The sequence below is a fragment of the Mycolicibacterium baixiangningiae genome (genome assembly GCF_016313185.1).
GTDB classification, from domain to species: Bacteria; Actinomycetota; Actinomycetes; order Mycobacteriales; family Mycobacteriaceae; genus Mycobacterium; species Mycobacterium baixiangningiae.
In genome coordinates, this window is record NZ_CP066218.1 from 4,402,790 (window position 1) to 4,421,679 (window position 18,890).

The window sequence follows — 18,890 nt, forward strand, 5'->3', positions numbered from 1 at the left end:
TTAGCGTCGAACACATGCTGGCTACGGGAAACGTCAAGGTGTCGGACCTTCTGTGCGTCACACCGCCGTGGATCCCACCGGGTGCGCACGTGATGACGCAGATCGTCGAATTGCCGCCTGCGGACGAGGGATTGGCGCCACACCGTCATTCGGGACCGGTCTTCGGTTACGTGCTCGAGGGAGCGATCCTGTTCGAACTCGAAGGCGAGCAGCCGCGGGAGATTTCCGCGGGTGAGGCGTTCTGGGAACCGGGCGGTGAGGTGGTGCACTACCGGGTGGCGAACCTGGAACAGCACAGCCGGAGCCGGTTTCTCGCGGTGTGCCTCTGCGCTCCCGGGATCGACATGATCACCATGCTGACGCCCGAGGAGATCGTCGCCCGCGATCACCTGCGCCACCCGAGTGCGCAGCGGCACAACGGCTGAGCACATGCGAGCGATCATCGCGCGGGACCGCGCAGCCGGTGCTCAGGGTCTGTCGCCCGCCGAGGTGCCGTACCCGCATGCCGCCGAGAACGACGTCATCGTCCGGGTGCACGCGGCGAGCTTCACCCCCGGCGAACTCGACTGGCCTGGAACGTGGTCCGATCGCGCCGGCCGGGATCGCACCCCCACCATCCCCGGACACGAGGTGTCCGGGGAAGTCGTCGAGCTGGGATACGGCACGACAGGTGTGACCGTGGGCCAGCGGGTCTTCGGGGTCACCGACTGGGCCCGCGACGGCACCCTCGCCGAATACGTTGCGGTGGAAGCACGTAACCTTGCGCCGCTGGCGGCCGACGTCGACCACACGGTGGCGGCCGCGATACCGATCTCCGGTCTCACCGCGTTCCAGGCCCTGTTTCACCACGCACACCTGGTCGCCGGGCAGACCGTGCTGATCCACGGCGCCGCCGGTGCGGTCGGCTGGATCGCGGTGCAACTCGCGCTAGAGGCGGGCGCCCGGGTCATCGGTACCGGCCGCGGGAGTCACCGGGACACCGTGCTGTTGTTGGGCGCCGCGGCGTTCCTGGACCTGCAGCGCGACGCCCTGACCGACGCCGGTGCGGTCGATGTGGTGTTCGACGTGATCGGCGGTGATGTCCTCGACCGCTCGGCCGAGCTCGTGCGTCCGGGCGGGGTGCTGGTGAGCGTCGCCGAACCGCCCCGGATACCACCGGACGGCGGACGGGCGATGTTCTTCGTCGTCGAACCCGACCGCGCCGGTCTGCTGGATCTGCAACGGCGGATGCGGGACGGACGGCTGCGCCCGCCCTCGGTGAATGTGTGCGCACTCGACGAGGCGCCTGCGGCGTTCGATCCGGCGCGACGCATGCCGGGCAAGACCGTCATCCGTGTCCCCGACGAACCCGAGAGAAGACGATGATGACGGAAAGCATTGCGGGAGTGGGTATTCCGGACTCGGCGATGGCCCGGGACGTCACCGGCCTGGTCAGCGGTGCGGCCGACGAAACTCTGTTCGGCCACTCCCGGCGTTCGTATCTGTGGGCCATGCCGCACGGCCGCCACCGCGGCCTGGAGCCCGACCCCGAACTGCTCTACGCGGCGGCCATGTTCCACGACCTCGGCCTGACCCCCCGATACCGCAGGACCGATCAGCGGTTCGAACTCGACGGCGCGGACGCGGCACGCACTTTTCTGGCCGACCACGGCTGTCCGCAAGGCGCGATCCGCACCGTCTGGCTCGCGATCGCCCTGCATTCGACGCCGGAGATCCCCGACCGGCTGGAACCCGAGATCGCGCTCCTCATTGCCGGAGTGGCGACCGACGTGGTGGGGGCGGGAGCCGACGCGCTGACACCGGAGGAGATCGCCGAGGTGTGTGCCGCACATCCGCGGACGAACTTCCCCGACGGGATGCTGCACGCTTTTCACGACGGCATGAAGGAGCGGCCGCAGACGACCTTCGGCACGATGAACGCCGACGTCCTGGCGCGGTTCGACCCCGACTTCACCCGGATCGACCTGGTCGACCTCATCGTGAACAACCCGCTGCCGCAGTGAGCCGCCGGCTCAGAGATCCGGGGCGTAGGTCGGCATGTCCTTGCCGTTCTTCCAGTGCGTGAGCAACGCGGTCGCCAGCTCCCGGTAGGCGAGCGCACCCTTGTTCTTGCGCCCCGCGAGCACCGACGAACCCGATGCACTCGCCTCGGCGAACCGCACGGTGCGCGGGATCGGCGGCGACAGCACGGGCAGCTGGTAACGGTCGACGACGTCGAACAACACGTCACGGCTGTGCGTGGTGCGCGAGTCGTACAGCGTGGGCAACGCGCCGAGAAGCTTCAGGTCCGGGTTGGTGATCGCCTGGACGTCCGACACCGTCCGCAGGAACTGTCCCACTCCCCGGTGCGCCAACATCTCGCACTGCAGGGGCACGATGACCTCGTCGGCGGCGGTCAGACCGTTCAGCGTGAGCACGCCGAGTGACGGCGGACAGTCGATCAGCACCACGTCGTAGGTGCCGCTCAACTTCGCCAGCGCGCGTTTGAGCGCATGCTCGCGCCCGGCGCGCATCAGCAGCATCGCCTCGGCGCCGGCGAGGTCGATGTTGGCCGGCAGCAACGCCATCCCTTCGGGCGTCTCCACCAGCGCCGCGTCCGGCTCTACGTCCCCGAGCAGTACCTCGTGCACCGACACCGGCAACTTGTCGGGGTCGTGGCCCAGCGAGAACGTCAACGACCCCTGTGGATCCAGGTCGACGAGCAACACCCGCTTGCCGCTCTCCGCCATCGCCGCGCCCAACGACGCAACCGTCGTCGTTTTGGCGACCCCACCCTTTTGATTGGCGACCGCCAGTACCCGCGTCACATTTGCCATACTGACACGCGCACCGCCCCTTCACACGGCCGTGCGGCAGAATCGGCGGGTGTGAGCCTGACCGACCATCGACTTCTGCTCATCCGCCACGGCGAGACGGAGTGGTCGCGCTCCGGACGGCACACCAGCCGCACCGACCTCGATCTGACCGACACCGGTCGCGAACAGGCGGCTCAAACGGCCGACGCGCTGGCGCGGTTGACGTTGGACAACCCGCTGGTGATCAGCAGTCCGCGCCGACGCGCACTCGACACCGCGGCGCTTGCCGGGCTGACCGTCGACGAGGTGTCCGACGCACTCGTCGAGTGGGATTACGGCGACTACGAAGGCCGCACGACACCGGAGATCCGCGAATCCGACCCGGATTGGCTGGTGTGGACGCACGGCTGCCCCGGCGGCGAAAGCGTCGAGGATGTGTGCGAACGCGCCGACCGCGCGGTCGCATTGGCGCTGGAACACCTCGAAACCCGCGACGTGGTCTTCGTCGGCCACGGGCACTTCTCGCGCGCCGTGATCACCCGCTGGGCGGAGCTGCCGCTGCCGCAGGGCATCCGGTTCGCGATGGTGGCGGCATCGATCGCGGTATGCGGCTGGGAGCACGGAGTGCGCCAGATCAGTGCGTTGGCACTGACCGGGTACCCGCATCCGTGCCTGCCGACGTGACCAGCCCGACGGCGCCCGAAACCGGGCCGAGTTTCGTCCTCACCGGTGCGCGCGACGTCGTACTCGCGAACGGCGTGCACACCGCCTACCCGGCGCTGCACACCGCCCGCGCCGCACTGGCCTCAGGCGACACGCCGATCGTGCTGGGCGCCTTGCCTTTTGACCTGACCACACCGACCGCGCTGTTCCGACCGCGGGAGGTCGGATTCCTCGATGCGCTGCCGGACTGGGCCACCGCGGACCCGCCCGCGGTGCGGATCGCCGAATTCGTGCCCACGCCGCAGGAGCACCGGACGCGCGTGGCGAGCGCGGTGCGCGCCCTCAACGACCCCCGAACCGGGCTGCACAAGGTCGTCCTGGCGCGGGCGTTGCACCTGACCGCCGACGGGCCGCTGGATTCCCGAACCCTGCTGCGGCGCCTGGTCGCCGACGACGCCGGCGCGAACGCGTATCTGGCGGATCTCAGCGGGGCCGGTGACCGCTACCGCGGTACGGCGTTGATCGGCGCGAGTCCCGAACTGCTGGTGGCCCGGCGCGGTGGGGTGGTGACGTGTCAGCCGTTCGCCGGTTCTGCGCCGCGCTTCGCCGATCCCGAAGCGGACCGGGCCAGTGGCGCCGCCCTCGCCGACTCGGCCAAGAACCGGCACGAGCACGCCATCGTGATCGACGAGGTGCGCAAGGCCCTCGACCCCTTCTGCGTGGATCTGCAGATCGCCCCGACACCGCATCTCAGCGCGACCGCCGCCGTCTGGCACCTGAGCACGCAGATCACCGGCCGACTGCGCGAAACGTCGACCACCGCCCTGGATCTGGCCGTTGCACTGCATCCCACCCCGGCCGTCGGGGGCGTGCCCACCGACGTGGCCGCCGCGCTCATCAAGCAACTGGAAGGCGACCGTGGCTTCTACGCCGGAGCCGTGGGGTGGTGCGACGCCGCCGGCGACGGCCGCTGGGTGGTGTCCATCCGGTGCGCCCAGCTGGCAGCCGACCGTCGTAGCGCAGTCGCACACTCCGGCGGCGGGATCGTCGCCGAATCCGATCCGGACGACGAACTGGCGGAGACCACAACGAAATTCACCACGATCCTGTCCGCACTGGGAGTAGCGCAATGACCGTGAACATCCGCCGGGTCCAGCCCGGCGACGAGGTGGAGCTCACCGCGATGGTGCACGAACTCGCCGCGTTCGAACGGGCCTCGGCCGAATGCACCGTCACCGATAGCCGCATGCGCGACGCGCTTTTCGGTGACCAGCCCCGCGTCTACGGCCACCTCGTCGAGGTCGACGGTGAACCCGCTGCCGGAGCGCTGTGGTTCTACAGTTTCTCCACCTGGGACGGCGTGGCGGGCATCTATCTCGAGGATCTCTTCGTCCGGCCGCAGTATCGCCGTCGCGGTCTGGCACGCACCTTGTTGTCGACGCTGGCCCGCGAATGCGTCACCAACGGCTACAGCAGGCTGTCGTGGGCGGTGCTCGACTGGAACGTCAACGCGATCGCCCTCTACGACGCCGTCGGCGGCAGACCGCAGACCGACTGGATCACCTACCGGGTGTCGGGTCCGGAGTTGTCGGCGCTCGCGGAGTCCTGAGCGCCCAGCCACTCCAACGCCGACCGGCTGAACAACAGCAGCAGAGCGCTCACCGCGACCACGGCGACCGGGATGCCGTAGAACCACTGATGCGATCCGACCGCGACGTACCACGTCACCGGCAGCAGCAGTAGCTGGGCGAACACCGCGATACCGCGTCCCCACCGCCGCCCGGTCCACAGGGCCCATCCGGCCGCGACCACCCCGCCACCGACGATCGCGAACCACGCCGCCGTACCGAACTTGTTGAGACCGGCCTCCTCCGCGCGGACGAAGCCGCTGACGAGATAGACCACCGCGGCCACCACACCGATCACACCCTCGATCGCCACCAGCACGGCGGCCTGACGCACGGTTGACGGCGAGGGAACGGTCACGACGTCGAGCCTAGATGTTCGCGATTAGGCTCATGCCTCGTGCGTGCCGTGCTGATCGTCAACCCGAACGCCACCTCGACCACCGCGGCAGGCCGCGACCTACTCGCCCACGCGCTGGAAAGCCGTGTCGAGCTGACCGTCGCCCATACCGACCACCGCGGCCACGCCATCGAGATCGGCCGCGACGCGGCGCGTGACGGCGTCGACGTGCTCATCGTGCACGGGGGCGACGGCACCGTGAACGAAGTCGTCAACGGGGTGCTCAGCGGGCGCGGCACGCATCTCGACGCGCCCGCCGTCGGCGTCGTACCGGGCGGCTCGGCGAACGTGTTCGCCCGGGCGCTGGGCATCAGCCCCGACCCCATCGAGGCCACCAACCAGCTCGTCGACCTACTCGGCGACTACCGCCGCACCGGAGTGTGGCGGCGCATCGGACTGATGGACTGCGGGGAGCGCTGGGCGGTGTTCACCGCGGGGATGGGTGTCGACGGCGATGTGGTCGCCGCCGTGGAGGCGCAGCGGGCCAAAGGCCGCAAGGTCACCGCCTCGCGCTACATCCGCGTCGCGGTGCGCGAGCTGCTCGCCAGCGTGCGCAGAGAACCGACGCTGACGCTGCACCGGCCCGACCGCGAACCGGACGCCGGAGTGCACTTCGCGTTCGTGTCGAACTCCAGCCCGTGGACCTACGCCAACGCGAGGCCGATCTGGACCAACCCGGGTACGACGTTCGAGACCGGCCTGGGGGTGTTCGCCACCACCAGCATGAACGCGTGGGCGAACCTGCGGTTGGCACGGCAGATGTTCGCCCGCGAACCCGACCCGGTGGCGCGCCACCTGCTTCGCGACGACGATCTGCCGTGGGTCCGGATCACCGCACACGTCCCGGTGTCCTGTCAGATCGACGGAGATTACATCGGCCTGCGGGAAACCATGACGTTCACGTCGGTCCCCGATGCGCTGGCCGTGGTCGCGCCATCCCCTCAAACGCTCTGACCTGCCAGCGGAGATCGCCCGAATGAAATCAGGGCGTAAGTGGGTTAAGTCTAGTACGACGGGGTAGAGGGTCAGGTAACACGGCCCTGCAGTGACATTGCCCACGTGTTAACGCGCTTCCCTTGACATCCGTCGAGCCTGTGAAAGCATCGGATGCAACAGTGCAGAAACAATTCGTGTGCACGCGTTAACAGCCGAAGAAAAGCTCGTGCGCTCTGCTGCGCACATAGTGAGGAGTTATAACAATGGATTGGCGCCATAAGGCCGTCTGTCGCGACGAGGATCCGGAGCTGTTCTTCCCGGTTGGGAACAGCGGGCCTGCCCTCGCGCAGATCGCCGACGCGAAGCTCGTCTGCAACCGTTGCCCCGTCACCACGGAGTGCCTGAGCTGGGCGTTGGAGTCCGGTCAGGACGCAGGCGTGTGGGGCGGCATGAGCGAGGACGAGCGTCGCGCCCTCAAGCGTCGCAACGCGCGGACCAAGGCCCGCAGCGGAGTCTGATCGCGTCGCAGCATCAGTGAAGGCCCCGACGAAAGTCGGGGCCTTCACTGTGTTCCACGCCATTCTCTGGTGGCGAATGTATTGCGCGTCGCATGCCGCGGAATTCATTGTTTCGGCCACTGTCCCCACTGCGCGGCCCTGCCGCTGTGCCTTACAGCGCGGCCCTGCCGCTGTGCCTTACAGCGCGGCCCTGCCGCGGCGCCCCAGCGGGACCCTCAGCACCACATCCGTCCCGCCGCTCGACACATCGTGCATCCCGAGCGAACCGTCCAACTCGGCCGACACCAGCGTCCGGACGATCTGCAGCCCCAGCCGATCGGCCTTCTCCAAGCTGAATCCTGCCGGCAGGCCCCGCCCGTCGTCATGGACCACCACGTCGAGCCACCGTGCCGACCGCTCCGCGCGGATGGTGACACTGCCGTGCGCGGTGTTGGCATCGAATGCGTGCTCGATCGCGTTCTGCACCAACTCCGTGATCACCATGATCAGTGCGGTCGCACGGTCGGCGTCGAGCACACCGAGATCGCCCTCGCGTTTGATCCGGATCGGCGGGCCGACGCTGGCCACGTCGTTCATGATCGGCAGGATGCGGTCCACCACCTCGTCGAGGTTGACCTCTTCGTCCACCGACATCGACAGCGCGTCGTGCACCTGAGCGATCGACGACACCCGCCGGACCGACTCCATCAGCGCCTCGCGGCCCTCGGCGTTGTTGGTGCGCCGCGCCTGCAGGCGTAGCAGCGCCGCCACCGTCTGCAGGTTGTTCTTGACCCGGTGATGGATCTCCCGGATCGTCGCGTCCTTCGAGAGCAGCGCGCGATCGCGCCGCTTCACCTCGGTGACATCGCGGATCAGCACGGCGGCCCCTACCGCGGAGCCGTGGACCACCAACGGCAGCGTGCGCAGCAACACCGCCGCGCCGCCCGCGTCCACCTCCATGCGCATGCTCGATCCGCCTCCGAGCGAATCACGCACATGGTTGGCCAGTTCCTGAGCCTCGAAGGGGTCGGAGATCAGCGGACGGGTCACCGTCACCAGGTTGTGACCCTCGAGTTCGGCGGTCAGCCCCATGCGGTGATACGCCGAGATCGCGTTGGGGCTGGCGAACACGACGTTGCCGGCACCGTCCAGCCGGATGAACCCGTCCCCCACCCGCGGGCTGGACCGTGACATCGCGAGATCACCGACATTGGGAAACGTGCCCTCGGACAACATGAGCAGCAGATCGCCCGCACAGTCCAGATAGGCGATCTCCAGTGGGCTCGCGGTCCGCCTCGCCGCCAGCGCGGTCTGATGGGTGAGCACCGCGACCACGGCGTCGCCGTAGCGCACCGGTACGGCTTCGACATTCAACCCGGGCGAATCGGTCTGCGCCGCAGGCCCTTCCCTGCCGATGGTGCCCGACTCGAAGGTCGCGGTGACCAACGGCATGGTCTCGGGAATCGCGGTGGTGCCCACGGCGTCGGCCAGCAGCACGGTCGGGGCGGTGTTGGGCCGCACCTGCGCCACACACACCTGCACACCGTCGTCACGACGCACCCACATCAGGTAGTCGGCGAAGGACAGATCAGCCAGCAGTTGCCATTCGCCCACCACCGCATGCAGATGGTCGACGGCGTTGCCGGGCAGCACGGTGTGCTCGGCGAGCAGATCACCGAGTGTCGACATATTGCTCTACCAGCAGCGCCGACGTGCGCTAGCTGATCACCGCGATGAGGTCACCGGCCTGGATGACGTCGCCCTCGGCAACGTTGACCTTGGTCACCGTGCCCGCAACCTCGGCCAGCACCGGGATCTCCATCTTCATGGACTCCAACAGCACCAGGGTGTCGCCCTCGCCGATCTGATCGCCTTCGTGAACCACGACCTCGAGCACACTGGCCACGATCTCCGCGCGAACGTCCTCGGCCATCTTCACCCCACTCATCCTCGGCTGTTGCCTGCCGGTCTATCGAACCACATACCGCGTCGCCAGAGCATTCGCCGGGCCATGAGACAATGGTGCGAAGCCGCCTGCGGTATGCGGGCCGGACAAACTTTGACCACACGGAGGAACACCATGGCCAAGCGTGGCCGCAAGAAGCGTGACCGTAAGCATTCCAAGGCCAACCACGGCAAGCGACCCAACGCCGGTTCGAAGTCGGTGCGCTGACCACAGCACACGCCGAAACGACGGTTGGTGATGGATTTCAGCTGAAATCCATCACCAACCGTCGTTTCGGCGTGTGCTGTCAGCTCCGGTAGATCGTGGTGCGGCTGATCTCGATACGCAGCCGCTCACGTAACCCGTCCGGCGCCTTCTCACCGCCACATTTGACGGCGATCAAACGCTTGACCCGGTCCTCGACGCCATAGTGGCGCAGGCACGCGGGGCATTCCTCGAGGTGGTGCTTGAGCTTGTCGCGTGTCTCCGGTGTGCATTCACCGTCGAGCAACGTCCACACCTCGGCAATCACCGCGGCGCACTCAGGATGCTCCGGGTCCACCGGTCCGGCCGGCGGTGTCCACCGCTCTTCGTCACTCACGACGACACCTCCTCGGGCGCTGGCGCACCGCGGAGGAACCCGCGGTCTCGGGCGACATCGGCGAGCAGCTCACGAAGCTGCTTGCGGCCGCGGTGCAACCGGGACATCACGGTCCCGATGGGCGTATCCATGATCTCCGCGATCTCCTTGTACGGGAATCCTTCGACGTCGGCGTAGTACACCGCCATCCGGAACTCCTCCGGCAATGCCTGCAACGCCGCCTTGATCTCGGTGTCGGGCAGCGCTTCGAGCGCCTCCACCTCGGCGGACCGCAGGCCCGTCGACGAATGCTCCGCGTTCGCCGCGAGCTGCCAGTCCGTGATCTCCTCGGTCGGGTACTCCGACGGCTGGCGTTGCTTCTTGCGGTAGCTGTTGATGTAGGTGTTGGTCAGGATGCGGTAGAGCCACGCCTTGAGGTTCGTGCCCTCGCGGAACGACCGGAACCCGGCGTACGCCTTCACCATCGTTTCCTGCAGCAGATCCTCGGCATCGGCCGGGTTGCGCGTCATCCGCAGCGCACCGCCGTAGAGCTGGTCGAGCAGCGGAATCGCATCGCGCTCGAAGCGTGAGGTCAGCTCGGCGTCGGTTTCCGCCCGCTCGGCCGCCGCTCCGTCGATGTCGGTCATCGTGGTCGACACCGTCCCTTCTGTCGCGGCGCCGTCGTACAGGCCCGGCAGATCCACCGGACGTTCCAGGCAGGCCGTTGGCACCAGAGTCCCTTCCCTATGATCCTAGAGGTTGCGGGCGACGCATTCTCGGCAGCGTGTGAGCACCGCCGAAGTCTTTCCCAACAACAGCACGACCGAGCACCGTTGTTCCCGCCGCGCCCGAGACCGCGCTTAAGCTGTGCCGCGTGCGCGCAGCGACACCCGCGATCGCGGCCCTGGTCACCGCCGGGGTGGCCCACGACGTCCTGCAGTACCGCCACGATCCGCGCGCCGGTTCTTACGGCGAGGAGGCCGTCGAGGAGCTCGCCGCCACCGGTGTCGACGCGAACCAGGTCTTCAAGACGCTCGTCATCGCCGTGCCCACAGGGCTCGCGGTGGCAGTGCTACCGGTGCCGGCCAAGCTCTCACTCAAGGCGGCGGCCGCAGCACTCGGGGTGCCCAAGGCTGCGATGGCCGAACGCGCTGCCGCCGAGCGGTCGACGGGTTATGTCCTCGGCGGTATCTCCCCGCTCGGGCAGCGCAAGCGGCTGCCGACGGTGATCGACTCCTCGGCGCTGCGGTGGGACCGGGTGCTGTGCAGCGCCGGGAAACGGGGCCTGGAGATCGCGGTGGCGCCGCAGGATCTCGTCCGGCTGACCGATGCGGTCACCGCTGACATCGCCGTTACGTGACATCGCCGTCACTTGACGTCGGAGGGATGCCGCGCCAGCGGCGTGACGTGAATGTCCATGTAGGGGAACAGCGGCAGCCCGGAGAGCAGCTCGTGCAGTTCGTCGTTCGTCTCGACGTCGAAGACGGAGAAGTTCGAGTATTCGCCGACGATGCGCCAGATCTGCGGCCACTTCCCCGCCCGCTGGAACTCCTGTGAGTACGCCTTCTCGCGGGCGACGAGGTTCGTGCGCACCTGCGGATCGAGGTCGTGCGGCAACCGGACGTCCATCCTCACGTGGAACAACATCAGCGCACCGGGTCGAGGACGAAGTCGTAGGCGACCGCCTCGCTGCCGTCGGCCTGTGCAACCGGGGCCAGGATGAGTTCCGGCTTCACCGCGGTGGCGATGTCGTCCTCGTTGTGCGGATCGCCGGGGAAATACAGCTGGGCGGTCAGCAGTTCGTGCCCAGGCGCGCTGACCTTGACGTGCAGGTGCGCCGGGCGCCAGGCGTGCCAGCCCGCCGCGGCGATCAGTTTGCCGCACGAACCGTCGGTGGGGATCTGGTACGGCGCCGGCCGGATGGTGTGGATGCGGAACGCCCCGTCGGGGCCGGTCGAGAAGCTGCCGCGCAGATTCCACTCCGGGATACCCGGGGCGAACTGCGAATAGAAGCCGTCCGCGTCGGCGTGCCACAGTTCGACCGTGCCGCGCAGCGGCGTGCCGTCGGTGGAGGTGATCCTGCCGCTCCACACCAGCGGGGTGCCCTGCTCGTCGGGGCGCATCGGCATCGTGCCCTGCGCACCGAGGTCCGGTGAGCCCGGCACGTAGTAGGGGCCCTCGATGCTGCCCCGGTTGCCGCTGCGGTGGGACGTGGCGACCTCCTCGACCTCGTGCTCGACCCAGACGTCGAGGAACAGCGGCCACTCCCCGTCCTCCCCCACACCGATCAGCCACGCTTTGAGCGCGTTGTACTCGTCGTAGGTGACGTGGTGTTTGCGGATCGTCTCGTGCACGGCGGCCAGCACTTCGCGGGCCAGCAGGTCGACGCGCTCGCACGGGGTGTCGCGGACCGCGTCATACGGCGACTTGTCGGTGCGGAAGCGGTCGGTCGCCGAGGCGCCGGACGCGGCGGCGCTGGCCTGGGCGGGTGTGTCGGTCGGGGGGTGGGCGGGTGTGTCGGTCGGGGGGTGGGCGGGTGTCTCGAAAGTGGTCATCGTCGTACTCCTTGTGCGGTGGGCTGCTTCAGAGGTCTGTGCGGTAGCGGGTGAGTTTGTCGGGGTCGATCTCGATGCCGAGACCGTGGCCCGCGGGACGGGGCAGGACGCCGTCGCGGATCTGCAGCGGCTCGGTGAGCAGGTCGTCGCTCATGTCGAGGAAGTTCGACAGCTCGCCGGCGTGGCGGGAGGTGGCGGCGAACGCGCTGCCGAACGTGACCGCGCATGCCGTGCCGATCTGGCCGTCGATCTGGTTGCCGATCACCATCTCGACACCGAGCCCCTCGGCGAGGTGGTGGACCCGCTGGGACTGGGTGAAGCCGGTGCGTGCGGTCTTGATGCTGATCGCCGTGGCCGAGCCGCCGAGCAGTTCGCGGGTCACGTCGGCAGCAGTGGGCACCGATTCGTCGGCGATGAAGGGCATGTCGAGTTGCCCGACGAGGCGACGGCGGCCGAGTACGTCGTCGGCCGGGCACAACTCCTCGGCGAACAGCAGGTCGAGGTCGGCCATCTGCTTCATCGCGCGCAGGGACTCCGATGCGCTCCACCCGCGGTTGCCGTCGACGTAGAGGTCGATTCCGTCGGCGAAGCGCTCACGCAGGGCGCGCACCACCGCGGTGTCGAGCGACACCGGGCGACGGCCGACCTTCACCTTGAACGTGCTCACGCCGTAGGTGCCGCGGATGCGCTCCGCTTGGGCGACCATCGCCGCCGGGGTGTCGAAGCCCAGCATGTGGCTGACGCGCATCCGGTCGGTGAATCCGCCGAGCAGATCCCCGACCGGTAGTTGCAGAGTGCGTCCGAGCGCATCCCAGATCGCCATGTCGACAGCGGATTTCGCGGTCGGGTTGCCGACCGTGCGGCTCAGCCGCGCGCCGACCACCTCACGTTCGGTGAGGGTCAGACCGACGACCTGCGGCGCGAAGATCTGGTCGATCACCGCGACGATCCCGGCTTGGGTCTCGCCGTAGGTGAACGGCCGTGGTGGCGCTTCGGCGACACCGACGATCCCGTCGTCGGTGATCACCCGCACCAGCACGTGCTCGGCGACGGTGACCTCGCCGGAGGCGAACTTCAGGGGTTTGACGTAGGGAATCGCGAACGGGATCGCTTCCAGGCGAGTGATCTTCACAGCGAGCCTCCGGTCGGTAGGGCTTCGGGGATCGCGTCGGCGAGGAGGGCGGCGTCGAGCACGCCGACCACGGCGTCGACGAGCGGGTTGTCTGCACCGCTGCGCCAGGCCAGCGCCAGTTCGATGGTCTGGGCGTCGAGCAGGTCCCTGAATACGAGCCCGGCCAGCGGAAGCGACCGCACCGACTGTGGGACGACGGCCACCCCGAGGCCGGCGGCCACGAGCGAGAGCAGCACCGCGGTGCCGGGCGCCTCGTGCTCGCGGTGCGGGACGAAGCCGGCCGCACGGCAGCTGCGGATGACGGCGCCGTTGACCGCGGAGTCGCGGCTGCCGTAGGCGATGAACGGCTCGACCCGCAGATCGGACAGCGAGACCACGGGTTCGACGGCAAGCCGGTGGTCGACCGAGACAGCGAGTACGAGGGGCTCGACCTCGATGGTGCGAAGTTCGATGTCCTGACCCACCGCCGGCGGTCGTAGCACCCCGAGATCCAGTGCGCCGGTACGCAATCCGTCACACTGCTCGGGCGTCAGCAGGTCCGCCCGGATCTGGAGTGCGACGTCGGGGAGTTCCCGCTTGACCACTCTGGCGATGCGGGGCAGGTGCGAAAACGCAGCGGTGCCGGTCAGCCCCAGCCTGATCAGCCCGCTGCGTCCGGCCGCGATGCGTCGTACCCCTCGAACGGCATCGTCGACCCCCGCGAGAATCCGCGCCGCCTCGGCCTGCAGGAACTCCCCGGCCGCGGTGAGCGCCACCTGGCGGGTGGTCCGGTTGAACAGCGTGACGTCGAGCTCGCCTTCGAGTTGGCGGATTGCGTACGACAGCGCCGGCTGGGCGACGTGCAGCTGATCGGCGGCCCGGCCGAAGTGGCAGGTCTCGGCGACGGCGGCGAAGTACCGCAGATGTCGAAGCTCCATGGGTCACTCGCCTCCGTGAATCACAGCCCCCAGTCCGGTGTGACCGGTGCCACGACCCAGCGTATGACCGCAATACATACAGAACAAGGACACAGTTTTGGTCTATTAATGGAATTCATTCATCAATAGCTGCCTAGGTCAGGACTAGGCATGCGCCTGGTGTGACCACCGCCACATGATGCGAGTGTGCAAGGAACACGTCACATGGAGGCACCGATGAGCGCACCGCCAGTCGAACACCACAATCACCTCGCCACTGTTCTCGCCGATGCGGTGATCGACGACCGCGCGGCCGGGATCTACCGCACCAACCGGCGGATCTTCACCGACGAGGACATCTTCGAGCTCGAGATGAAGCACCTCTTCGAGGGCAACTGGATCTACCTCGCCCACGAGAGCCAGGTGGCCGAGCCGGGTGACTACTTCACCACCTACATGGGACGTCAGCCGGTGGTCATCACCCGGGACAAGGCCGGCGAGCTTCACCTTCTCATCAATGCCTGCGCGCACCGCGGAGCGATGGTGTGCCGGCGCAAGACCGACAACCGGATGACGCTCACCTGCCCCTTCCACGGGTGGACCTTCCGCAACGACGGCACGCTACTCAAGGTGAAGGACCCCGACGGCGCCGGCTACCCGGCGACGTTCGACGTCGGCGGTTCCCACAACATGACCAGAGTCGCCCGGTTCGACAGCTACCGCGGCTTCCTGTTCGGCAGCCTCAACCCGGACGTGACGTCGCTCGAAGACCACCTCGGTGACACCACGAAGGTCATCGACATGCTCGTCGACCAGTCCCCCGACGGACTCGAGGTGCTGCGCGGGTCGTCGACCTATACCTACGACGGCAACTGGAAAGTGCAGGCGGAGAACGGCGCCGACGGGTACCACGTCACCGCGACGCACTGGAACTACGCCGCGACCACCTCGCGACGCACCACCGGTGAATCCGCCAACGACACCAAGGCGCTCGACGCGGGGAGCTGGGGCAAGTCCGGTGGCGGCTACTGGTCCTATCCCAACGGCCACCTGTGCCTGTGGACCTGGGCGGCCAACCCCGAGGATCGGCCGCTATGGGGCCGGCTCGACGAGCTCAAGAGTGCGCACGGCACCGCCAAGGGCGAGTTCATGGTGAAGGGTTCGCGCAACCTGTGCCTGTACCCGAACGTCTATCTGATGGACCAGTTCTCGACGCAGATCCGGCACTTCCGGCCGATCGCGCCGGACAAGACCGAGGTCACCATCTACTGCATCGCACCGAAGGGTGAGAGCGCCGGCGCCCGCTCCCGGCGCATCCGCCAGTACGAGGACTTCTTCAACGCCTCGGGTATGGCCACCCCGGACGACCTCGAAGAGTTCCGCTCCTGCCAGCTGACCTACCAGGCCGCCGCCGCCCCCTGGAACGACATGAGTCGCGGTGCCCAGCACTGGCTTTCGGGACCCGACGAGGTCGCCGAATCGCTGGGCATGCACGGCGTCATCTCCGCCGGGGTGCGCAACGAGGACGAGGGCCTCTACCCCGTCCAGCACAGTTACTGGCTGCAGACCATGCGCGCGGCCCTGGCCCAGACCGAGACCGGATCGGAGAAGTGACTGTGACCACTCCCAACGCGGTGAGCACCCAAACCACCACAGAGACAACGACACTCATTACCCAGAACATGATCGAGCAGTTCCTCTACCGCGAGGCGCGCTACCTCGACGACCGGGAGTTCGAGAAGTGGCTGGGTTGCTACGCCGATGACGTCGTCTACTGGATGCCGTCGTGGGACGACGACGACACCCTGGTCGAAGACCCTCAGCGCGACATCTCGCTGGTCTACTACGCGAACAAGGGCGGCCTCGAAGACCGCGTCTTCCGCATCCGCACCGAACGCTCGTCGGCCACATCGCTGCCCGAGCCGCGCACCAGCCACAACATCAGCAACGTCGAGGTCATCGAACGCCGCGGCGATCTGGTGGACGTCCGGTTCAACTGGCACACCATGTATTTCCGGTACAAGACGATCGATCCGTATTACGGAACCTCCTTCTACACCATCGACTTCTCCGGCGATCACCCGCTGATCCGCCGCAAGACCGTGGTGCTCAAGAACGACTACATCCACCATGTCGTGGACATCTACCACTTCTGAGGGCCCGCAATGACATCCACCGAGACGACATCCACCGAAACCACATCCACCGAAACCCGCACCCACCGGGTCGCCCTGTCCTTCGAGGACGGCGTCACCCGGTTCATCAGCTGCCGCGACGACCAGACCGTCGCCGACGCGTCCTACCGCCAGCGCATCAACATCCCGCTCGACTGCCGTGACGGTGCCTGCGGAACGTGCAAGGCGCTCTGCGAATCCGGGAGCTACGACGGTGGCACCTACATCGACGACGCCCTGCCCGTCGACGAGGCCGCGGCCGGCTACGTGCTGCCCTGCAGCATGCGGCCCCGTTCGGATCTGGTGCTGCAGATCGCGAGCAGCTCCGAGGTGGCCAAGACGGCCGCCGGGACGTTCACCGGCACGCTCGTCGGCCTGGACCGGCTCTCGCCGTCGACGGTGGCGTTCGCTGTGGAGATCCCCAACCGTGCGGACCTCGCGTTCCTGCCGGGGCAGTACGTCAACATCGCAGTACCGGGAACCGATGTGGTGCGGTCCTATTCGTTCAGCAACGCGCCGCACGAGGAACGGCTCACCTTCCTGGTGAAGTTGACGCCGGGGGGCGCCATGTCCGCCTATCTGGCGGAGCGGGCCGCCGTCGGTGACGAGATCACCTTCACGGGTCCGCACGGATCGTTCTTCCTGCGCGAGACCGAGCGGCCGGTACTGCTGCTGGCCGGCGGCACGGGCCTGGCGCCGGTGCTGTCGATGTTGCGGACCCTGCGCGCTGCCCGCAGTCCGCGCAAAGCCCACCTCATCTACGGCGTCAGCTCGGACACCGACCTCGTCGAACTGGACACGCTGAGCGCGATCGCCGCGGAGTTGCCGGGGTTGACGTGGGAGTACTGCGTGGCCGACCCGGCAAGCACCGCCGCGAACAAGGGCCCGGACCGGGCCTATGTCACCAGCCTGATCCGGCCCGGCCACCTCTACGACGGCGACGTGGCGATCTATCTGTGCGGGCCTCCGCCGATGGTCGAGTCGGTGCGCAAACACGTCGCTGCGGCCGGAATCGAACCGTTCGGCTTCTACTACGAGAAGTTCGCGCTGGCCGCACCCGCCGACAGCGCGTCTGGGGCCACCGTGGCCACCGCACCGCGCGAGCCCGCACCCGTCGCCTCGGCGCCGCGTGAGGCGCTGATCGTCACCCCCGACGCCCGGACGGTGGCCGGTCAGGCCGTCTTCCCCGACGCGCCGATCGCCCCGGCGCCCGCGGGCGTCGCGGTCCCCGCCGACGGGGACACCGCACGCCGGATCGCCGGACAGCTCATCGGCGCCGCCGGTGCCGGCAGCGCGCCGGAGATTCCGCTCGACGACGACACCGCCCTGCTCACCGGCGCCGCCCGGACGGTGGCCGGCCAGCACCTCTTCCCCCCGCCGGCTGTCGAGACCGAACCCCCCGAAATCGCCGCGGACGGATACCAGATCGGCGAGGAGCACCCCGAGGTGCACGAATCCGACGCGATCTTCCAGGCCCGCGAGGCGCTCGAACTGGGGGCACTCGAGCTCACCATCGGCCGGTTGAGCACCCCGCAGTTGACCGGCTACCGGTTGCTCGCCGAATCGACGCTGCCCTATGTCGACGGCGACCGGTTCGTCGACGCCGCCCAGTACACCGAGACCAACGCCGCGTTCCACGACTATCTGTTCACGCTCACCGGAAACGACCACCTGCTGCAGGCCTACCAGGCGCTCGGCGTCAAGGGCCGGATGAGCGAAGTGCTGCGAAACGCCACCTGGTGTCACCCGCTGTGCGCGCAGGACCACGTCGACATCGTCGCGGCGTTCGACGCCGGCGACCGGGCGGCGGCACGGTCGCTCATCGCAGCGCACGCCGAACGCTCGAAACAGACGATGCGGCGGGCGATGGCCGACGCTGCGGCGGCGCGACGGCCGCGGTTCGTCACCCCGGGCCGGTTCGCCGGCAAGGTCGTGCTCGTGACCGGTGCCGCACAGGGCATCGGTGAGCAGACCGCGCGCCGCATCAGTGCCGAAGGCGGCCGCCTCGTTCTCGCCGACCGCTCGGAGCTGGTGAAGGAACTGGCCGACGAACTGACCACCGGCGGTCCGGATGCCCGGGCGGTGACCGTGGACCTCGAACACTTCGACGGCGCGGAAGCCATGGTGGCCCAAGCGTTGTCGGCGTTCGACCGGATCGACGTGCTGATCAACAATGTCGGCGGCGCCATCAACTTCAAACCGTTCATCGAATTCACCGACCGCGAGATCCGCGCGGAGGTCGACCGGTCGCTGATGACCACGCTCTACGCCTGCCGGGCGGCGCTGCCGTCGATGGTGGCGCGCGGGGCGGGCGTCATCGTCAACGTCTCGTCGGCCGCGACCCGCGGCATCCACCGCATCCCCTATTCCGCGGCCAAGGGCGGCATCAACGCGATCACCGCCTCGCTCGCCCTCGAATACGCCGGCGACGGGATCCGGGTGGTCGCCGCCGCCCCGGGTGGTACGCAGGCCCCGCCGCGGCGGATCTCCCGCGGCACACCGGAATTCGGCAACGACACCGAGCGCTCCTGGTTCCAGGCCCACATCGATCAGACCGTCGATTCCTCGTCGATGAAGCGGTACGGCACTCTCGATGAACAGGCCGCGGCCATCTGCTTCCTGGCCTCCGACGAGGCGTCCTACATCACCGGCACCGTGTTGCCGGTCGCCGGCGGCGATCAGGGCTAGCCGC

At 68.1% G+C, this 18,890-nt stretch carries 23 protein-coding genes; 13 read left to right on the forward strand and 10 right to left on the reverse strand.

What is annotated here, in order from left to right:
* Window positions 1-14: 14 nt before the first annotated feature.
* Genes I7X18_RS20790 through I7X18_RS20800 form a run of 3 tightly spaced genes read left to right on the forward strand, consistent with a single transcriptional unit; the run spans window position 15 to window position 2,003 of the window.
* On the forward strand, window positions 15-425 hold the full coding sequence (locus I7X18_RS20790) for a cupin domain-containing protein (protein ID WP_193043888.1): 411 nt from the start codon (window positions 15-17) through the stop codon (window positions 423-425).
* Between the two features lie 4 nt (window positions 426-429).
* Window positions 430-1,365 (forward strand): NADP-dependent oxidoreductase, encoded by a 936-nt coding sequence (locus I7X18_RS20795; protein ID WP_193043889.1) that lies wholly within the window; start codon window positions 430-432, stop codon window positions 1,363-1,365.
* Window positions 1,365-2,003 carry an HD domain-containing protein gene (locus tag I7X18_RS20800; protein ID WP_193043890.1) on the forward strand — a complete coding sequence of 213 codons (639 nt, stop codon included), beginning with the start codon at window positions 1,365-1,367 and terminating at the stop codon, window positions 2,001-2,003. The genes I7X18_RS20795 and I7X18_RS20800 overlap by 1 nt, the downstream gene beginning before the upstream one ends.
* A gap of 9 nt (window positions 2,004-2,012) precedes the next feature.
* Here I7X18_RS20800 and I7X18_RS20805 read toward each other — a convergent pair whose 3' ends face one another.
* Window positions 2,013-2,816 (reverse strand): ParA family protein, encoded by an 804-nt coding sequence (locus I7X18_RS20805; protein ID WP_193043891.1) that lies wholly within the window; start codon window positions 2,814-2,816, stop codon window positions 2,013-2,015.
* 51 nt (window positions 2,817-2,867) lie between these two features.
* Here I7X18_RS20805 and I7X18_RS20810 point away from each other — a divergent pair, with 51 nt between their 5' ends.
* From I7X18_RS20810 to I7X18_RS20820, 3 genes are read left to right on the forward strand one after another with little or no spacing between them, the layout of a single operon-like run.
* A complete protein-coding gene (locus I7X18_RS20810; RefSeq protein ID WP_193043892.1) occupies window positions 2,868-3,479 on the forward strand; it encodes an acid phosphatase in 612 nt (203 codons plus the stop codon).
* On the forward strand, window positions 3,476-4,591 hold the full coding sequence (locus I7X18_RS20815; protein WP_232375292.1) for an isochorismate synthase: 1,116 nt from the start codon (window positions 3,476-3,478) through the stop codon (window positions 4,589-4,591). The genes I7X18_RS20810 and I7X18_RS20815 overlap by 4 nt, the downstream gene beginning before the upstream one ends.
* Window positions 4,588-5,067 (forward strand): GNAT family N-acetyltransferase, encoded by a 480-nt coding sequence (locus I7X18_RS20820; protein ID WP_193043894.1) that lies wholly within the window; start codon window positions 4,588-4,590, stop codon window positions 5,065-5,067. Before I7X18_RS20815 ends, I7X18_RS20820 begins: the two co-directional genes overlap by 4 nt.
* Here the strand turns inward: I7X18_RS20820 and I7X18_RS20825 are convergent.
* Entirely contained in the window at window positions 5,022-5,444 is a 423-nt protein-coding gene (locus I7X18_RS20825) for a hypothetical protein (RefSeq protein ID WP_193043895.1), read from the reverse strand. The two genes, I7X18_RS20820 and I7X18_RS20825, sit on opposite strands and share 46 nt — an antisense overlap.
* Before the next feature lie 39 nt (window positions 5,445-5,483).
* Between I7X18_RS20825 and I7X18_RS20830 the strand changes: the two genes are divergently transcribed.
* Both I7X18_RS20830 and whiB1 read left to right on the forward strand, forming a co-directional pair.
* Window positions 5,484-6,437: a diacylglycerol/lipid kinase family protein gene (locus tag I7X18_RS20830; RefSeq protein WP_193043896.1), complete on the forward strand. Its 954-nt coding sequence runs from the start codon at window positions 5,484-5,486 to the stop codon at window positions 6,435-6,437.
* Window positions 6,438-6,682: 245 nt separating this feature from the next.
* Window positions 6,683-6,937 (forward strand): transcriptional regulator WhiB1, encoded by a 255-nt coding sequence (whiB1, locus tag I7X18_RS20835; protein ID WP_011558794.1) that lies wholly within the window; start codon window positions 6,683-6,685, stop codon window positions 6,935-6,937.
* A gap of 177 nt (window positions 6,938-7,114) precedes the next feature.
* On the opposite strand, the gene I7X18_RS20840 is transcribed toward whiB1, so the two are convergent.
* A complete protein-coding gene (locus I7X18_RS20840; RefSeq protein WP_193043897.1) occupies window positions 7,115-8,605 on the reverse strand; it encodes a two-component system sensor histidine kinase PdtaS in 1,491 nt (496 codons plus the stop codon).
* Window positions 8,606-8,633: 28 nt separating this feature from the next.
* On the reverse strand, window positions 8,634-8,849 hold the full coding sequence (locus I7X18_RS20845) for a biotin/lipoyl-binding carrier protein (RefSeq protein WP_059089178.1): 216 nt from the start codon (window positions 8,847-8,849) through the stop codon (window positions 8,634-8,636).
* A gap of 147 nt (window positions 8,850-8,996) precedes the next feature.
* Here I7X18_RS20845 and I7X18_RS30130 point away from each other — a divergent pair, with 147 nt between their 5' ends.
* Window positions 8,997-9,089, forward strand: a complete 93-nt coding sequence (locus I7X18_RS30130) for a 50S ribosomal protein bL37 (RefSeq protein ID WP_003882799.1) — start codon at window positions 8,997-8,999, stop codon at window positions 9,087-9,089.
* A gap of 79 nt (window positions 9,090-9,168) precedes the next feature.
* On the opposite strand, the gene rsrA is transcribed toward I7X18_RS30130, so the two are convergent.
* On the reverse strand, window positions 9,169-9,462 hold the full coding sequence (rsrA, locus tag I7X18_RS20850; RefSeq protein ID WP_193043898.1) for a mycothiol system anti-sigma-R factor: 294 nt from the start codon (window positions 9,460-9,462) through the stop codon (window positions 9,169-9,171).
* Window positions 9,459-10,088 carry a sigma-70 family RNA polymerase sigma factor gene (locus I7X18_RS20855; protein ID WP_193044035.1) on the reverse strand — a complete coding sequence of 210 codons (630 nt, stop codon included), beginning with the start codon at window positions 10,086-10,088 and terminating at the stop codon, window positions 9,459-9,461. The genes rsrA and I7X18_RS20855 overlap by 4 nt, the downstream gene beginning before the upstream one ends.
* 227 nt (window positions 10,089-10,315) lie before the next feature.
* Here I7X18_RS20855 and I7X18_RS20860 point away from each other — a divergent pair, with 227 nt between their 5' ends.
* A complete protein-coding gene (locus I7X18_RS20860; RefSeq protein ID WP_232375293.1) occupies window positions 10,316-10,801 on the forward strand; it encodes an aminoacyl-tRNA deacylase in 486 nt (161 codons plus the stop codon).
* Window positions 10,802-10,809: 8 nt separating this feature from the next.
* Here I7X18_RS20860 and catC read toward each other — a convergent pair whose 3' ends face one another.
* The 4 genes from catC to I7X18_RS20880 are packed head-to-tail and all read right to left on the reverse strand — an operon-like array spanning window position 10,810 to window position 14,045.
* Window positions 10,810-11,088: a muconolactone Delta-isomerase gene (gene catC / locus I7X18_RS20865; RefSeq protein WP_193043899.1), complete on the reverse strand. Its 279-nt coding sequence runs from the start codon at window positions 11,086-11,088 to the stop codon at window positions 10,810-10,812.
* Window positions 11,088-11,996, reverse strand: a complete 909-nt coding sequence (catA, locus tag I7X18_RS20870) for a catechol 1,2-dioxygenase (protein WP_193043900.1) — start codon at window positions 11,994-11,996, stop codon at window positions 11,088-11,090. The genes catC and catA overlap by 1 nt, the downstream gene beginning before the upstream one ends.
* Before the next feature lie 28 nt (window positions 11,997-12,024).
* The gene (locus I7X18_RS20875) at window positions 12,025-13,128 is read right to left on the reverse strand and encodes a mandelate racemase/muconate lactonizing enzyme family protein (protein ID WP_193043901.1); all 1,104 of its coding nucleotides are present in this window, start codon (window positions 13,126-13,128) and stop codon (window positions 12,025-12,027) included.
* A complete protein-coding gene (locus I7X18_RS20880; RefSeq protein ID WP_193043902.1) occupies window positions 13,125-14,045 on the reverse strand; it encodes a LysR substrate-binding domain-containing protein in 921 nt (306 codons plus the stop codon). The genes I7X18_RS20875 and I7X18_RS20880 overlap by 4 nt, the downstream gene beginning before the upstream one ends.
* A 216-nt stretch (window positions 14,046-14,261) precedes the next feature.
* On the opposite strand from I7X18_RS20880, the gene benA reads away from it, so the two are divergent.
* The 3 genes from benA (at window position 14,262) to benC (ending at window position 18,886) form a co-directional block, all read left to right on the forward strand.
* Window positions 14,262-15,638 carry a benzoate 1,2-dioxygenase large subunit gene (gene benA, locus I7X18_RS20885; RefSeq protein ID WP_198730468.1) on the forward strand — a complete coding sequence of 459 codons (1,377 nt, stop codon included), beginning with the start codon at window positions 14,262-14,264 and terminating at the stop codon, window positions 15,636-15,638.
* A 68-nt stretch (window positions 15,639-15,706) separates the two neighbouring features.
* Window positions 15,707-16,180, forward strand: a complete 474-nt coding sequence (gene benB, locus I7X18_RS20890; protein ID WP_226862886.1) for a benzoate 1,2-dioxygenase small subunit — start codon at window positions 15,707-15,709, stop codon at window positions 16,178-16,180.
* A 9-nt stretch (window positions 16,181-16,189) separates the two neighbouring features.
* Window positions 16,190-18,886, forward strand: a complete 2,697-nt coding sequence (gene benC / locus I7X18_RS20895) for a benzoate 1,2-dioxygenase electron transfer component BenC (protein ID WP_193043904.1) — start codon at window positions 16,190-16,192, stop codon at window positions 18,884-18,886.
* Window positions 18,887-18,890: the final 4 nt, after the last annotated feature.

What these genes read in the sequence shown, in the direction of transcription:
- benB (WP_226862886.1), top strand. Translation starts at nt 15,707, where the DNA reads ATGATCGAGCAGTTCCTCTACCGCGAGGCGCGCTACCTCGACGACCGG.
- I7X18_RS20800 (WP_193043890.1), top strand. Translation starts at nt 1,365, where the DNA reads ATGACGGAAAGCATTGCGGGAGTGGGTATTCCGGACTCGGCGATGGCC.
- I7X18_RS20795 (WP_193043889.1), top strand. Translation starts at nt 430, where the DNA reads ATGCGAGCGATCATCGCGCGGGACCGCGCAGCCGGTGCTCAGGGTCTG.
- benA (WP_198730468.1), top strand. Translation starts at nt 14,262, where the DNA reads ATGAGCGCACCGCCAGTCGAACACCACAATCACCTCGCCACTGTTCTC.
- catC (WP_193043899.1), bottom strand. Translation starts at nt 11,088, where the DNA reads ATGTTGTTCCACGTGAGGATGGACGTCCGGTTGCCGCACGACCTCGAT.
- benC (WP_193043904.1), top strand. Translation starts at nt 16,190, where the DNA reads ATGACATCCACCGAGACGACATCCACCGAAACCACATCCACCGAAACC.
- whiB1 (WP_011558794.1), top strand. Translation starts at nt 6,683, where the DNA reads ATGGATTGGCGCCATAAGGCCGTCTGTCGCGACGAGGATCCGGAGCTG.
- I7X18_RS20845 (WP_059089178.1), bottom strand. Translation starts at nt 8,849, where the DNA reads ATGGCCGAGGACGTTCGCGCGGAGATCGTGGCCAGTGTGCTCGAGGTC.
- I7X18_RS30130 (WP_003882799.1), top strand. Translation starts at nt 8,997, where the DNA reads ATGGCCAAGCGTGGCCGCAAGAAGCGTGACCGTAAGCATTCCAAGGCC.
- I7X18_RS20805 (WP_193043891.1), bottom strand. Translation starts at nt 2,816, where the DNA reads ATGGCAAATGTGACGCGGGTACTGGCGGTCGCCAATCAAAAGGGTGGG.
- I7X18_RS20880 (WP_193043902.1), bottom strand. Translation starts at nt 14,045, where the DNA reads ATGGAGCTTCGACATCTGCGGTACTTCGCCGCCGTCGCCGAGACCTGC.
- I7X18_RS20790 (WP_193043888.1), top strand. Translation starts at nt 15, where the DNA reads ATGCTGGCTACGGGAAACGTCAAGGTGTCGGACCTTCTGTGCGTCACA.
- catA (WP_193043900.1), bottom strand. Translation starts at nt 11,996, where the DNA reads ATGACCACTTTCGAGACACCCGCCCACCCCCCGACCGACACACCCGCC.
- I7X18_RS20840 (WP_193043897.1), bottom strand. Translation starts at nt 8,605, where the DNA reads ATGTCGACACTCGGTGATCTGCTCGCCGAGCACACCGTGCTGCCCGGC.
- I7X18_RS20820 (WP_193043894.1), top strand. Translation starts at nt 4,588, where the DNA reads ATGACCGTGAACATCCGCCGGGTCCAGCCCGGCGACGAGGTGGAGCTC.
- I7X18_RS20855 (WP_193044035.1), bottom strand. Translation starts at nt 10,088, where the DNA reads ATGACCGACATCGACGGAGCGGCGGCCGAGCGGGCGGAAACCGACGCC.